The organism is Pseudoalteromonas sp. SR44-2 (assembly GCF_014163745.1).
In the GTDB taxonomy this organism is placed as follows: Bacteria; Pseudomonadota; Gammaproteobacteria; order Enterobacterales; family Alteromonadaceae; genus Pseudoalteromonas; species Pseudoalteromonas distincta.
Genome location: NZ_JACJDW010000008.1, coordinates 1 through 13,215 on the forward strand (window position 1 = coordinate 1; position 13,215 = coordinate 13,215).

Genomic DNA, 13,215 nt, shown 5'->3' on the forward strand with positions numbered 1-13,215 from the left:
TGAGAATAGAAAGCCAGGGCTTTATCTACGGAGCAGTATGAAATACTAGACGCACAGGCAAGCTCACTGACTTCGATGTGATAAATGATAGCTAATCATTTATCAATGAGAGATACAAGACGCGCAGCTTGCTGGCGCGACGCGCGAAGCTCGTAATTTCTAGGTTTTGGTTTCTTCTCATTTATTCCTCTTTTTCTTCTCTTTGTGCAATAAGGTTTTAAGTGATTTATTCACAAAGAGGCTAAGAGGTCGCTGCGCTTTAGAGAAGCAAAACTACATAATTACTATGTTTTCTCACTTGCCGTTTTTGCTTAACCCTTATAACCGTTAGGGTTATTTGACTGCCAGCGCCAGGTATCTTGCATCATTTCATCAATACCGCGCACTGCTTCCCAGCCAAGTTCATTAAGTGCTTTTTCTGGCGCTGCATAACATGCTGCAATATCACCAGGGCGGCGAGGTGAAACCTGATAGGGTACAGCCTGATCGCTTGCTTTAATAAATGCATTAACCATTTGTAGTACAGAGTAACCATTACCAGTACCTAGGTTATAAACTAATGCACCCGTACTGCTGGCAATTTTATCAAGCGCTTTTAAATGGCCAATCGCTAAATCTACAACATGTATATAGTCGCGCACACCAGTGCCATCAACTGTGTCGTAGTCATCACCAAATACAGCGAGTTGCTTTAATTTACCTACCGCTACTTGTGCGATAAACGGTAAAAGATTGTTTGGAATACCATTAGGATCTTCACCAATTAAGCCCGACTCATGTGCACCCACTGGGTTAAAGTAACGCAAAATAGCAAACGCAAAGCGCTCATCTGATTTAGCGATATCTTGTAGCATCATTTCAACCATTAACTTAGATGTGCCGTAAGGGTTAGTAGTGCCGCCTACAGGGAAATCTTCTTTGATTGGTAAGCTTGCTGGGTCGCCGTAAACCGTGGCTGACGAGCTAAATACCAATTTAAATACACCCGCATCGCGCATCGCATCAACAAGCGTAAGCGTACCTTGAACGTTGTTTTGATAGTACTCAACTGGCTTTGCAACCGACTCGCCCACTGATTTTAAACCCGCAAAATGTATAACACTATCAACCGTGTGCTTTGCAAATACAGAATCTAAAAAGGGTTTATCGAGAATATCGCCTTGGTAAAAAGTGGCTTCTTTACCTGTTATATTTTTTACGCGCGCAAGTGATTCTTGTGATGAGTTACTTAAATTATCAATAACAACAACATCGTTACCTTGCTGTAAAAGTTCTAAAACAGTGTGCGAGCCAATATAGCCTGCGCCACCGGTTACTAAAATAGTCATGAAAGCTCCGTGGGTACCTTTTATCAATTAAGTTAATTTCACCATAAATAGAGGTGATTTACATGTTTTATCTGTAATTTATATTATTTTAATCGTATTTTTTTGATATCAGAACATTAAATACTTTTGATTACATTTTGTGCGAAACAAGTAACACTTGATTCGTAAGATTAAGTTATAGTTAATAAACAAGTGCTAAAATAGCTCTAGTAATAACTAATGCTAGGTTTACTCCAATCCACACTTTTGTGATTGGTTACCTCTTTGGAGAAAGATATGAATTTAGTTAAAAAAATAGCAACAACAATGTGTATCGCATTACCTGCGCTTGCCCATGCTGGTGAGTCTGTTGTTAAATGGAATGACTTTAATGATTATCGTGATGTGCGAGCGTCTAACCAAGCTAAGGGCTCGTATCACAAAAGTATTGCGGCAAGTTTTGAAAAACATATGTCTAAATTAGCTGAGCAACTACCAAAAGATTATAAGTTAAACGTAGAGTTTACTGATTTAGATTTAGCGGGAGATGTGCGTTATGGTGGTATGGAGGAAATTCGTGTAGTAAAACCAATATACTTTCCACGCATTAAGCTTAATTATTCGTTAACCGATAACGACGGTACAGTGCTTAGTAAAGATACTGATGTGGAGCTCAAAGATATGGGCTTTATGGATAAAATTAAAATGGGCCGCGACGAATCACTATATTACGAAAAACGCTTATTAACGCAGTGGTTTGGTGAGCAAATATTACCAAGTTTAGATTAACTTAAAATAAAAATGCCGCTAAATAGCGGCATTTTTATTTTTAAGCTTTACTTAAAAGTAGATAACAGCGTCAGTATTTGTTGTAACTTAATAACGGTTGTTTTAAGTTTTTCTTCATCAAAACCATCGTTAGATAAGCTTTCAACGTCAGCGGCTACGTCAAGAACATACGGCTTAAAGCGTTTAGCTTCAAAGCTAAAACCAGCATCTTGTGCAAATAAGGCTTTAAATTTGCCATGGCCTTGCTGTTGTAGTTCATCGAGTTTTTTGTCGGCATCAAGCGCCTGACGATAAACAATTTTTAAATTAGTATTGAGTTGTTCAATAATTGAATCCATGGTTTTCCTAAAGCTTTGTACTGCATGGCCGACATAATACTTGGATTACATTTAAAAGTCAGGTTTGTTATATGAATATATCAGGCACAAGTTTACCCGCTGTTTCTGGCTCAGGCCAAGGCAGTGAGCTTTATAGCGCTGCTTTATCTAAAAAGCAGCAACTAGCAGATGGCGCAGCAGCACTTGCACTTATTGAAGGTGCTGCACAATCGTCAAGTGCACAAACACCGGCTAAGTCGGTAACTGCATCATTAGGTAACAACGTAAATGTATATGTTTAAATTAGCTTAAGATCGATAGGTGTTTTGCTTTTTTGACCACCTATTTCTCTCACTAATTTAGGCACTAAAAATCCAGGCAGAGCTTTTAATAGCTCTGCCATTATTTCAATTGCTTGCGCTTCATTAATATCAAAGTGGCTGGCCCCTTCAACTTTATCTAGCAAATACAAATAATACGGCAATACGTCTGCGTCAAATAACGCTTCGCTTAAATTTATTTGCGCATCGAGCGTATCGTTCACATCTTTTAAAATTACAGCTTGATTTAAAAGCGTTACGTTTGCTTGTTTAAGCTTTTGCATAGCAGCTTTAAAGTCAGCGTCTATTTCGTTGGCGTGGTTTATGTGATTAATAAAAATAATTTTTAATGGCGATTTTGCTAATCGCTCACATAACTCATCGGTAACCCGCGTGGGTATAACTACTGGTAAACGACTATGAATTCGCATTCGTTTAATTTGTGGTAATTGCTCAAGCTCATCTAAAAACCAACTTATTGCATCGTCTTTGGCCATCAGCGGATCGCCACCACTTAAAATCACTTCGTTTATATTGGCATCAGATTTTATGTAGCTTAGTGTTTCAAGCAGGCTTTTTTTATTAAGTTGGTTTTCTTGATACGGAAAATGCCTTCTAAAGCAGTAACGACAATTGACTGCACAGCCGGTTTTAAACATTACTAAAACACGCGATTTATACTTATGTAAAAGCCCAGGTTGGGAGTTGTCTTGCTCAAGTAGGGGATCTTTATTAAAACCCGACTTAGTTAAAAATTCTTGATGGCGTGGCATGACTTGCAATAAAAGAGGATCGTTTGGATCGCCTTTGCGTATTTTTTTTATAAAAGGGATAGGCACGCGTACCGGAAATAAACTACGGGCTTTTAGGTCGTTTTCATGGACTTGGCTCGATAAACCGACCATTTCAAGCAAGGTTTTTGGGCAGGTAACTACATTTGCTAATTCTTTTTGCCAGTTTTTATGCAAATTTGCTTCATTTCTTTGTATCATTGGCATGTAGATTACTCGAAAAAATATAAATAGAGGAAACGATGGCGAATTATAGCACCAACGAGTTCAAGGGCGGCCTAAAAATTATGATGGACGGCGAGCCTTGCAGTATCTTAGAAAATGAAATGGTAAAACCTGGTAAAGGCCAGGCGTTCAACCGTGTTCGTATCCGTAAACTTATCTCTGGTAAGGTGCTTGAAAAAACCTTTAAATCGGGTGAATCAGTTGAAGGTGCTGATGTAATGGATACCGATTTAGCGTATCTATACACAGACGGCGAATTTTGGCATTTCATGAACAACGAAACATTTGAGCAAATTGCTGCTGACGAAAAAGCACTAGGCGATGCAGTTAAATGGTTAGTTGAAAATGATTTATGTACAATTACATTATGGAACGGCAGCCCTATTGCTGTTACACCACCTAACTTTGTTGAGCTTGAGATCACTGAAACAGATCCTGGCCTTAAGGGTGATACAGCGGGTACTGGTGGTAAACCAGCAACGCTTAGCACAGGCGCTGTAGTACGAGTTCCATTATTCGTACAAATTGGCGAAGTAATTAAAGTAGACACTCGTAACGGTGAATACGTAAGCCGTGTTAAGTAAGCTTTAACATTGTTTATAAAATCCCAGCTTAAGCTGGGATTTTTTTTGGAGAAAATATGTCAGCAGATCTTTGGGCCCCAAGCGCAAGCATTGAAACACTAAAACAACGTGCAGCGATATTACGTAGCATTCGTGAGTTTTTTTATGCACGTGATGTAATGGAAGTAGAAACGCCGAGCTTAAGCAGTGCCAGTGTAACCGATGTGCATTTGGCCAGTTTTAACACCACATTTGTAGGTCCAGGGCACGCAGGTGGGCTTCCTCTTTTTTTACAAACATCTCCAGAGTTTGCTATGAAGCGCTTGTTAGCAGCAGGCTCAGGCGCTATTTTTCAGCTTTGTAAAGCATTTAGAAATGAAGAAGCAGGTAGTCATCATAATCCTGAATTTACAATGCTTGAATGGTATCGCCCAGGCTTTGATGAGTTTGCACTTATGGATGAAATGGATGAACTAATGCGGCTTGTTTTAGATGTTGAGCCGGCAACAAGGCTTACTTATCAGCAAGCGTTTGAACAAGCACTTGGGCTCGATCCGCTAACAACGAACATAGAGCAATTAAAGCAACTAGCGTGTGAGCATGGATTTGCTGATATAGCCCAAAATGAAACGCATAAAGATACCTTACTGCAATTATTATTTTGTATGAAAGTGGAGCCCACAATAGGACAAGATAAGCCATGTTTTGTGTATCACTTTCCAGCTTCTCAAGCGGCACTTGCACAAATTTGTGAACATGATGCACGCGTAGCAGGGCGCTTTGAGCTTTATTACAAAAATATGGAATTGGCTAACGGCTTTAACGAACTCACAAATGCCAGCGAGCAAGCTAAACGTTTTAATGAAGATAACGCATATCGCGCTGAAAACGGTTTAAAGCAAGTGCCAATGGATACGCGTTTAATTAAAGCGCTGGAGCATGGATTACCACAGTGCGCAGGGGTGGCTTTGGGTATAGATAGGCTTGTAATGCTCGCAACAAATAAAGAAAAAATTAAAGACGTAATCGCGTTTGATGTGCAAAGAGCGTAATGCTTAGCTTGTAGGCGTAGGTGGAATATTTGTAGGTGCGAATTTATTTCGCGCTCATGTAATTTAACTTTATAAAAAAGCGAGGTATAAAACCTCACCTACAAATAAACATCAACCCCAACAACATACGCCAAACCTGTAGGTGCGAATTTATTTCGCGCTCATGTAATTTAACTTTATAAAAAAGCGAGGTATAAAACCTCACCTACAAATAAAAACACCGCGTTTAAATTAAACGCGGTGTTTTTATTTGCTTGCTGTAGCTTTCATTTGAAAGCCAACGGCTGTGCTTTACAGATTAAGTGTAAACGTAACACCTGCAACACGAGGCTCACCTAATTGTGTGTAGGTATGCGTTGAGTAACCATCTTGTGGATCGTTACCAAACTCAAAACCACGTGTAGGGACTGTCTCGTCAAACACGTTACGAGCCCACGCGCGAACTGCCCACATGTCTGCTTCGTAGCCAAAGCTTAAGTTAACTAAGTTGCTGCTTGGTGCTTGTGAATTGTGACTATCTGAGAAGTAGTAATCGTCCTTACCTTCAATACCAACCATGCCGTAAAATGCGTTAGTAAAGTTGTAACGTGCAGTAAACGCATACTGGTATTTAGGTGACTGTGCTTGTTCGCGACCGTCTTGATTTAAGCCTGATTGTGTTACAAAGTCGTCAATTTCAGTGTTTAAGTAACCAGCACTACCTGTTAAAAATAGATTATCAGTTAGTTGGTAACTACCTTCAACTTCAAGTCCGTAGTTGCTACCAGAACTTGCGTTATCAACATAACCGGTAAATTGCTGACCTTCTACTTGCCATGCTTTTAACTGAATATCGTCGCGGTGCATGTAAAATGCAGCTAAGCGAAGCGTAAATTTGTCATCAAGTGATGAACCTTTAACACCAAATTCGCCACTCCATAAATATTCAGGGTCGAAACTGGTGTGTTGCTGGAAAAAATCAGCGCTTAGGTTTAAGCCTTCATCTTTGGCTTTAGCAAGCGCTTCTGAGTTAATACCGCCAGCTTTGTAGCCACGCGTAATGCTGGTGTAGATCATAGTGCGATCAATCACTTGATATTCAAGTGCTATTTTACCGCCAACCATTACGTCGTCGGTGTCTTGTATAAAGCCATTGCTATCGGTGTAGTCGCCTTGGTATTGCTCTACACGTAAACCTGTAATTAATGTTGTTTTAGGGCCAATTGGAGTCGCTACTTGACCATATACTGCAACGTTACTCGTTTCGTAAGTTGAAGAAAACGGGCTTGCTAACCATGTGTATTGGCGCTCTAAATCAACGTCACGGTTTTGGTAATAAATACCCGCAACCCAGTTACCCGTTTTAGAATTAAACTGTAAATCTACAGACTGATCGTCGCGATCGCGGCTGTATAAATCAGTTGAGCTGTATCCATCTGGATGTAAGCCAGCAGCACATAACTTTGGCTCACTTGTATCGTTACATACCCAGTCTTCATCAAAGCTGTAAAGTAATTCGGTATCAATAGCCGACAGGTTTAAATTTACATCAAAAGCGTCAAAACCCGTGTAAGTATTATTAACGCCTATTGCGTAGCTTTGTTGATTATCTTGTCCTGGTTCATCGGCAACGCTATTGCGGCTGTTATCAAGCGTAAACGCATCATATCCGTTGTTTATATCAATATAGTGCAGGTTTAGCTCAGTATTTAAATGCTTTGTAAGCCGGCTGTTTAATTTAAAACGCGCTACTTGCTCGTCTTGATTTTGTGTTTCGTCATTTAAGTACAAGTTATCTACGTAACCATCTGACTTTCTACGAAAGTAGCTAACGCGTGCGCTAGTGTCATCTGTTAAGCCTGTGCTTGCTGCAATACCTGCTTCGCGGGTGTTGTATGTGCCAGCACCTAGTTGTAATTTTAAGCTTGGATCGCTTGTGGCTTTAGCTGAACCCATTTGGATCATACCGGCCATGCCGTCTGCGCCAAAGCGTGTACCTTGTGGGCCACGATAAATTTCTACTTGGTCTATATCAAATAATAATGAACTGCCACCAAGGCCAGAATAGTTAATACCATCAATAACTAAGCCTACAGATGGATTAATAGGGTCTACAAATTGTGAGCGAAGTCCCACGCCACGAATTTGAATATAACGACCGCGCGACGCACCAGATGCAAAATTTACATTGGCGGTACTGCCTAACATTTCGTCTAAGTAACTTGCACCACGTTGATTAATTTCATCTTCGCTAAATAAGCTCGCACTCGCGCTTAGAGTTTGAATGCTTTCGCGCTGAAAATCGCCAGTTACAACAATTCTTTCTAGGTCGCTATCATCAGCGTTAGCTGCAATTGGTGCACCAAGCAGCGGTAAAAGTGCGGCAGTAATTAAAGACAAACGTAAGTTCATTGGGTTACTTAACTCCATTTTAGGGACTCGTATGGTAGCAATTATTTAAACACATGTGCTATAAACGCGGCAATTATACGTTAAATAATCAGGATTACTAATATGACCTTTAAAGTTGACTTCAAGGTACGTGATTACGAATGTGACTTACAAGGTATTGTAAACAACAGCGTCTATTTTAATTATTTAGAGCATGCTCGACATGAGTTCTTGTACGCACACGGTATTGATTTTGCTCAGTTAGCAAAAGATAAAATTAACCTAGTCGTGATGCGCAGCGAAATGGACTATAAACATTCACTATTACCAGGTGATGAATTTTATGTAGCTGTAGAGCCGCAGCGTATCAGCCGTTTAAAATTTGCCTTTAAGCAAACAGTTATACGTAAAAGCGATGAAAAAGTAATGCTCAATGCGCTGGTTATAGGGACATCTGTTAATGAAAAAGGTAGGCCATTTTTACCAGAGCAAATAGATAGCGTATTCAAAACTACTACTTAGTACTTAATCGGACAACTTTTAAACTATCATAGAACAAAAATTTACATTTAAAACATGCATTTTTAACGGATAAAGGGCATAAATATTGTTACTATTACATTAATTAGACAATTAGTTAGTAGTAACATGAAATTAGCAGCAATACCGATGCTTATAGTCGGTTTATGTGTTGGTTGCGCATCAACAGGGACGGTTACCAGTGAGCAGCTTAAATACACCCAATGGCAATTATCACGTGTTGATGGTTTAGCAATTCCACCTTCGTTTAATGCATCAATGAGCTTTATTGAAGCGCTGCAAGTAAACGGTTTTGCTGGCTGTAACAAATTTTTTGGTGAGGGCTCGCTTGAAGAAAGTAACCTTACCGTAAGTAAATTAGGAATGACGCGCAAGTCGTGCGGCGAAGAGCTTGATGAGTTTGAGCAGCAGTTATTACAAGCCTTAAAGCAAGGTGCAGAGCTTAAAATGCAAGACCAGCAATTAGTCATGCAAGGCGAGCAAACATTTGTGTTTATCCCTAAATAATTTTAAGTTTTTGAAAAACAGCCCCTTGCGGGCAGTTTTTAACTGACGTACACTCAGCGCAGATTTGTTGAATAATATCTTCGAATCGACGAACAAAATTTATATATCAATACTTGTCGGAGTGCCAAAGCTAAGTAATTAGTTTTTGGCTGAGATCGCGAAAGCGGGATCCGTGAACCTGATCAGGTTAATACCTGCGTAGGGAACAAGCTGCCTAAAATGGGACGCTTGTGCGTCTTTTTTTATGCGCACAATAAAGTGATTTTGTTTATTTTAGGCTGCAAAGTAGCATGTACGCTACTTTACGATCTTTCTCTATTCCTCGGAATATCTGACAAGACAACCCTTAAGCAATGAGGCAAGTCATGTCAAATACTACAAATAAAGCGTCACGCCGAGAAACTCGTGCTGCCGCGTCTGAATATATTTATAACTTAACGGGTCAACCGTTCCCAAATTCTCATAAAGTATACGTTGAAGGTACTCAACCAGGCGTGCGCGTTGGTATGCGTGAAATCACGTTAAGTGATACGTTTATTGGCGGCACAGATGAAAACCCTGTTTATGAGTCAAACGATCCGCTACGTGTTTACGATACGTCGGGCCCGTATACCGATCCTAATTTTGAACTAGACGTGCGCAAAGGCTTACCAAAATTTCGTGAACAATGGATTGAAAACCGTGGTGACACTGAAATTTTAGAATCAGTGACGTCGCAGTTTTCGCAGCAGCGCATGGCAGATGAAGGGTTGGATCATATTCGCTTTGATCACCTTCCAAAAATTCGCCGTGGTGTCGCTGGTAAAAACGTAACGCAAATGCACTACGCACGCCAAGGGATTATTACCCCTGAAATGGAATACGTAGCTGTTCGCGAAAATATGGGGCGTGCAGAAATTCGTAAAGAATTACTTGCCGCGCAGCATAAAGGCGAGTCGTTTGGTGCGAGTATTCCTGAATTTATTACCCCAGAGTTTGTACGCGACGAAATAGCCCGCGGTCGCGCTATTTTACCAAATAATATAAACCATCCAGAAACAGAGCCTATGATTGTAGGTCGTAACTTTTTAGTAAAAGTTAATGCCAATATTGGTAATTCATCGGTTAGCTCATCTATTGAAGAAGAAGTAGAAAAAATGGTGTGGTCTACCCGCTGGGGCGCAGACACCGTGATGGACTTATCAACGGGGCGTTACATTCACGAAACGCGCGAATGGGTTGTACGTAACTCGCCTGTACCTATTGGCACAGTACCGATTTATCAAGCGCTTGAAAAAGTAAACGGTGTGGCTGAGGATTTAACGTGGGAGATTTTCCGCGATACGCTTATAGAGCAAGCTGAGCAGGGCGTTGATTACTTTACTATTCATGCCGGTGTACTGCTTCGCTACGTACCAATGACGGCTAAACGTGTAACCGGTATTGTGTCGCGCGGTGGCTCAATTATGGCTAAGTGGTGTTTAGCGCATCACAAAGAAAACTTTTTATACACGCACTTTGAAGACATTTGTGAAATTTTAAAACAATACGATGTGTGTTTTTCACTCGGTGATGGCCTTCGCCCAGGTTCTATAGCTGATGCCAACGATGAAGCGCAGTTTAGTGAGCTGCGCACATTAGGTGAACTGACTAAAATTGCGTGGAAGCACGACGTACAAGTATTTATTGAAGGCCCAGGGCATGTGCCAATGCACATGATTAAAGCCAATATGGATGAGCAATTAAAGCATTGCGACGAAGCGCCTTTTTATACTTTAGGCCCGCTAACGACCGATATTGCACCAGGGTACGATCATATCACCTCAGGTATTGGGGCAGCTCAAATAGCATGGTACGGCTGTGCAATGCTTTGTTATGTAACACCTAAAGAGCATTTAGGTCTGCCAAATAAAGAAGATGTTAAAGAAGGCTTAATTACCTACAAAATAGCTGCACATGCCGCCGATTTAGCAAAGGGGCACCCAGGCGCGCAAGAGCGCGATAACGCGCTATCAAAAGCACGTTTTGAGTTTAGATGGCATGATCAATTTAATATTGGTTTAGATCCAGAGCGTGCTCGCGAATATCACGACGAAACCCTTCCGCAAGAGTCAGGCAAAGTGGCTCACTTTTGTTCTATGTGTGGCCCTAAATTTTGCTCTATGAAAATTAGCCAAGAAGTACGCGATTACGCTAAAGATTTAGAAACACGCGGTATTGATCCAAATGACGCTGGCGAGGCTATTGAAATAAAAATGATTGATGTAGAAGCCGAAATGAAAGCTAAATCTGCCCAGTTTAAGCAAACAGGCTCAGAAATTTACCACAAAGCGGTATAGCAAGAAGTTAGATGCAGATGTAGGTGAGGTTTTATACCTCGCTTCTTTAAACATTGAAGAAGTGCGAGTGAGTTCGCACCTACTAATAACTGCTTTTGGAGGTTTTATGTTTTATAACATTGCTGTGGTGGGTTTTGGTTTAGCAGGGCGCTTAGCTGCCCTTGAGCTAAGTAAGTTGCATCATGTAACGGTGTTTGAAGCAGACGATGAGCAAACCCCAAATAGCGCCGGTAAAGTGGCAGCAGCCATGCTGGCACCGCTGGCTGAGTCGGTGTTATGCGAGGCTGATTTAGCTTTAATGGGGCTTGATTCAATGAAGCGCTGGCCAGAAATAGTGAGTGAACTTGAGGGGGATGTGTTTTTTCAGCAGCAAGGCACATTGGTTGTTGCGCATCAGCAAGATAAAGGCGATTTACAAAGCTTTACCCAGAGAATAAAGCCCATAGCAGGGCACAGCGCTCAGGCATTGAATGCTCAGCAAATAGCGCAGTTAGAGCCAGAGCTTGCTAATCGGTTTAACCAAGGTCTATTTTTACCCTGCGAGGGGCAAATAGATAACCAAGCCTTTTATAAAGCAAGTTTTACCATGCTCAACAAGCGCAAAGTTAAGTGTGTGTTTAACCAGCGCGTAACCATTAAAAACGGTGAAATAAATAATCGACCATTTGACTACATTATAGATTGTCGTGGGCTTGGTGCTAAAAGCGATAAACCGCTTAGAGGTGTGCGCGGTGAAGTCGCAAGGCTATATGCACCTGAAGTAAATTTAACGCGACCTGTGCGTTTAATGCATCCGCGTTACCCAATTTATATAGCGCCTAAACCGAATCATGAATATGTAATTGGTGCGACCGAAATAGAATCGCAAGATAGCGGCGCCGCAACAGTGCGATCAACTCTTGAGTTACTTTCAGCGGCTTATACCGTACACAGCGGATTTGCCGAAGCACGACTACTTAATATTCAAACCGGATTACGCCCTGCATTTAGCGATAACCGCCCAGAAGTATCACAAGTTGGCAATGTAATTAGCATTAACGGCTTATATCGTCATGGTTATATGCTGGCACCGGCATTAGTGGCGCAAGTAGTTTCACGAATAGAGTGAGAATAAAATGAACATTACAATTAATGGCGAGCTACTTAATGTTAATAGCAAAGCGCTCGTTGAGGTACTTCAAAGTTTTGGTGCGGTTGCGCCTTTTGCTGTGGCTGTTAATGGCGAATTTATTCCACAAAGTCGGCACAGTAACTATGTACTTAATAAAGGCGACAGTGTTGAGTTGCTGTCACCCATTCAAGGCGGATAAAGCTCATGCAAACTAAAGACTGTTTAACTATTTATGGTGAGCAAGTAAATAGCCGTTTATTAATAGGCTCTGCGCTTTATCCGTCGCCCGACATTATGACCCAATCGATAGTCGCCTCTGGCGCTGAAATTGTAACCGTGTCGCTTAGGCGCCAACAAAGTGCAGCAGCCGGTGATGACTTTTGGCAGTTAATAAAAAATACAGGCTTAAAAATACTGCCTAATACCGCAGGGTGCCATAGTGTTAAAGAAGCGACAACCCTTGCAAAAATGTGCCGAGAGGTATTTGCCACCGATTGGATTAAGCTAGAGCTGATTGGCGATGATTACAATTTACAGCCTGACCCTTTTGCGCTACTTGAAGCCACAAAAATATTAATTAATGATGGCTTTAAAGTATTGCCTTATTGCACCGATGACTTAGTACTTTGCCAGCGCTTAAATGAGCTAGGGTGTGAGGTGCTTATGCCGTGGGGGGCGCCAATAGGCACCGGTAAAGGCTTGTTAAATAGTTATAATTTAAAAACTATTCGAGAGCGTTTACCCGATACCACATTAATAGTAGATGCCGGTTTAGGTTTGCCATCGCATGCCTGCCAAGCACTCGAAATGGGGTATGATGCGGTATTATTAAATTCAGCCATTGCAGGGGCGGGCTGCCCAATTACTATGAGCCGCGCATTTAAAGCCGCAGTTGAAGCAGGGCGCTTTGCATATCAAGCAAAAGCAATGCCTGAAAAAGACGTTGCAGCCCCATCAACCCCAACAATGGGTATGCCATTTTGGCATCAGCAGTGAAGGAAAGAA

General features: G+C 41.2%; 14 protein-coding genes and 1 riboswitch. Of the genes, 10 read left to right on the plus strand and 4 right to left on the minus strand.

The genetic code is table 11. The annotated features are described in order from the left end of the window. Positions 1 to 311: 311 nt before the first annotated feature. Positions 312 to 1,328, minus strand: a complete 1,017-nt coding sequence (gene galE / locus H5115_RS06570) for a UDP-glucose 4-epimerase GalE (RefSeq protein WP_002960801.1) — start codon at positions 1,326 to 1,328, stop codon at positions 312 to 314. 276 nt (positions 1,329 to 1,604) lie between these two features. Between galE and H5115_RS06575 the strand changes: the two genes are divergently transcribed. Then, a complete protein-coding gene (locus H5115_RS06575) occupies positions 1,605 to 2,096 on the plus strand; it encodes a DUF3016 domain-containing protein (protein ID WP_182754393.1) in 492 nt (163 codons plus the stop codon). A gap of 47 nt (positions 2,097 to 2,143) precedes the next feature. Here H5115_RS06575 and H5115_RS06580 read toward each other — a convergent pair whose 3' ends face one another. After that, on the minus strand, positions 2,144 to 2,434 hold the full coding sequence (locus H5115_RS06580; protein ID WP_182754396.1) for a prephenate dehydrogenase: 291 nt from the start codon (positions 2,432 to 2,434) through the stop codon (positions 2,144 to 2,146). A gap of 71 nt (positions 2,435 to 2,505) precedes the next feature. On the opposite strand from H5115_RS06580, the gene H5115_RS06585 reads away from it, so the two are divergent. Next, positions 2,506 to 2,715: a hypothetical protein gene (locus tag H5115_RS06585; RefSeq protein WP_182754399.1), complete on the plus strand. Its 210-nt coding sequence runs from the start codon at positions 2,506 to 2,508 to the stop codon at positions 2,713 to 2,715. Here H5115_RS06585 and epmB read toward each other — a convergent pair. Continuing rightward, positions 2,712 to 3,725 carry an EF-P beta-lysylation protein EpmB gene (gene epmB, locus H5115_RS06590; RefSeq protein WP_182754530.1) on the minus strand — a complete coding sequence of 338 codons (1,014 nt, stop codon included), beginning with the start codon at positions 3,723 to 3,725 and terminating at the stop codon, positions 2,712 to 2,714. The genes H5115_RS06585 and epmB overlap by 4 nt on opposite strands. 41 nt (positions 3,726 to 3,766) lie before the next feature. Here epmB and efp point away from each other — a divergent pair, with 41 nt between their 5' ends. Then, positions 3,767 to 4,333 carry an elongation factor P gene (gene efp, locus H5115_RS06595; RefSeq protein ID WP_024596699.1) on the plus strand — a complete coding sequence of 189 codons (567 nt, stop codon included), beginning with the start codon at positions 3,767 to 3,769 and terminating at the stop codon, positions 4,331 to 4,333. Positions 4,334 to 4,389: 56 nt separating this feature from the next. Beyond that, the gene (gene epmA / locus H5115_RS06600) at positions 4,390 to 5,364 is read left to right on the plus strand and encodes an elongation factor P--(R)-beta-lysine ligase (RefSeq protein ID WP_182754402.1); all 975 of its coding nucleotides are present in this window, start codon (positions 4,390 to 4,392) and stop codon (positions 5,362 to 5,364) included. Positions 5,365 to 5,655: 291 nt separating this feature from the next. Here the strand turns inward: epmA and H5115_RS06605 are convergent, their stop codons facing one another. Continuing rightward, positions 5,656 to 7,773 carry a TonB-dependent receptor gene (locus tag H5115_RS06605; RefSeq protein ID WP_182754405.1) on the minus strand — a complete coding sequence of 706 codons (2,118 nt, stop codon included), beginning with the start codon at positions 7,771 to 7,773 and terminating at the stop codon, positions 5,656 to 5,658. Positions 7,774 to 7,857: 84 nt separating this feature from the next. Here H5115_RS06605 and H5115_RS06610 point away from each other — a divergent pair, with 84 nt between their 5' ends. The 6 genes from H5115_RS06610 to H5115_RS06635 all read left to right on the plus strand — a co-directional run bounded on the left by H5115_RS06610 (position 7,858) and on the right by H5115_RS06635 (position 13,206). Continuing rightward, positions 7,858 to 8,256 (plus strand): thioesterase family protein, encoded by a 399-nt coding sequence (locus H5115_RS06610; protein WP_182754408.1) that lies wholly within the window; start codon positions 7,858 to 7,860, stop codon positions 8,254 to 8,256. A 126-nt stretch (positions 8,257 to 8,382) separates the two neighbouring features. Continuing rightward, positions 8,383 to 8,781, plus strand: a complete 399-nt coding sequence (locus H5115_RS06615) for an META domain-containing protein (protein ID WP_032826923.1) — start codon at positions 8,383 to 8,385, stop codon at positions 8,779 to 8,781. 107 nt (positions 8,782 to 8,888) lie between these two features. Beyond that, a riboswitch (TPP riboswitch) is annotated at positions 8,889 to 9,003 on the plus strand. Positions 9,004 to 9,146: 143 nt separating this feature from the next. Beyond that, complete coding sequence (gene thiC / locus H5115_RS06620) at positions 9,147 to 11,099, plus strand: phosphomethylpyrimidine synthase ThiC (RefSeq protein WP_008135783.1); 1,953 nt, start codon at positions 9,147 to 9,149, stop codon at positions 11,097 to 11,099. 106 nt (positions 11,100 to 11,205) lie between these two features. Then, positions 11,206 to 12,207 carry an FAD-dependent oxidoreductase gene (locus H5115_RS06625; RefSeq protein ID WP_149602118.1) on the plus strand — a complete coding sequence of 334 codons (1,002 nt, stop codon included), beginning with the start codon at positions 11,206 to 11,208 and terminating at the stop codon, positions 12,205 to 12,207. Between the two features lie 7 nt (positions 12,208 to 12,214). Further along, positions 12,215 to 12,409, plus strand: a complete 195-nt coding sequence (gene thiS / locus H5115_RS06630) for a sulfur carrier protein ThiS (RefSeq protein WP_182673251.1) — start codon at positions 12,215 to 12,217, stop codon at positions 12,407 to 12,409. Positions 12,410 to 12,414: 5 nt separating this feature from the next. Then, positions 12,415 to 13,206 carry a thiazole synthase gene (locus H5115_RS06635; RefSeq protein ID WP_182754411.1) on the plus strand — a complete coding sequence of 264 codons (792 nt, stop codon included), beginning with the start codon at positions 12,415 to 12,417 and terminating at the stop codon, positions 13,204 to 13,206. Positions 13,207 to 13,215 lie beyond the last annotated feature (9 nt).

Bases quoted from the DNA above. Each gene is read 5' to 3' on its own strand.
- H5115_RS06605 (WP_182754405.1), bottom strand. From the start codon at position 7,773: ATGGAGTTAAGTAACCCAATGAACTTACGTTTGTCTTTAATTACTGCC.
- H5115_RS06615 (WP_032826923.1), top strand. From the start codon at position 8,383: ATGAAATTAGCAGCAATACCGATGCTTATAGTCGGTTTATGTGTTGGT.
- H5115_RS06580 (WP_182754396.1), bottom strand. From the start codon at position 2,434: ATGGATTCAATTATTGAACAACTCAATACTAATTTAAAAATTGTTTAT.
- efp (WP_024596699.1), top strand. From the start codon at position 3,767: ATGGCGAATTATAGCACCAACGAGTTCAAGGGCGGCCTAAAAATTATG.
- thiC (WP_008135783.1), top strand. From the start codon at position 9,147: ATGTCAAATACTACAAATAAAGCGTCACGCCGAGAAACTCGTGCTGCC.
- thiS (WP_182673251.1), top strand. From the start codon at position 12,215: ATGAACATTACAATTAATGGCGAGCTACTTAATGTTAATAGCAAAGCG.
- H5115_RS06610 (WP_182754408.1), top strand. From the start codon at position 7,858: ATGACCTTTAAAGTTGACTTCAAGGTACGTGATTACGAATGTGACTTA.
- H5115_RS06575 (WP_182754393.1), top strand. From the start codon at position 1,605: ATGAATTTAGTTAAAAAAATAGCAACAACAATGTGTATCGCATTACCT.
- H5115_RS06635 (WP_182754411.1), top strand. From the start codon at position 12,415: ATGCAAACTAAAGACTGTTTAACTATTTATGGTGAGCAAGTAAATAGC.
- H5115_RS06625 (WP_149602118.1), top strand. From the start codon at position 11,206: ATGTTTTATAACATTGCTGTGGTGGGTTTTGGTTTAGCAGGGCGCTTA.
- galE (WP_002960801.1), bottom strand. From the start codon at position 1,328: ATGACTATTTTAGTAACCGGTGGCGCAGGCTATATTGGCTCGCACACT.
- epmB (WP_182754530.1), bottom strand. From the start codon at position 3,725: ATGATACAAAGAAATGAAGCAAATTTGCATAAAAACTGGCAAAAAGAA.
- H5115_RS06585 (WP_182754399.1), top strand. From the start codon at position 2,506: ATGAATATATCAGGCACAAGTTTACCCGCTGTTTCTGGCTCAGGCCAA.
- epmA (WP_182754402.1), top strand. From the start codon at position 4,390: ATGTCAGCAGATCTTTGGGCCCCAAGCGCAAGCATTGAAACACTAAAA.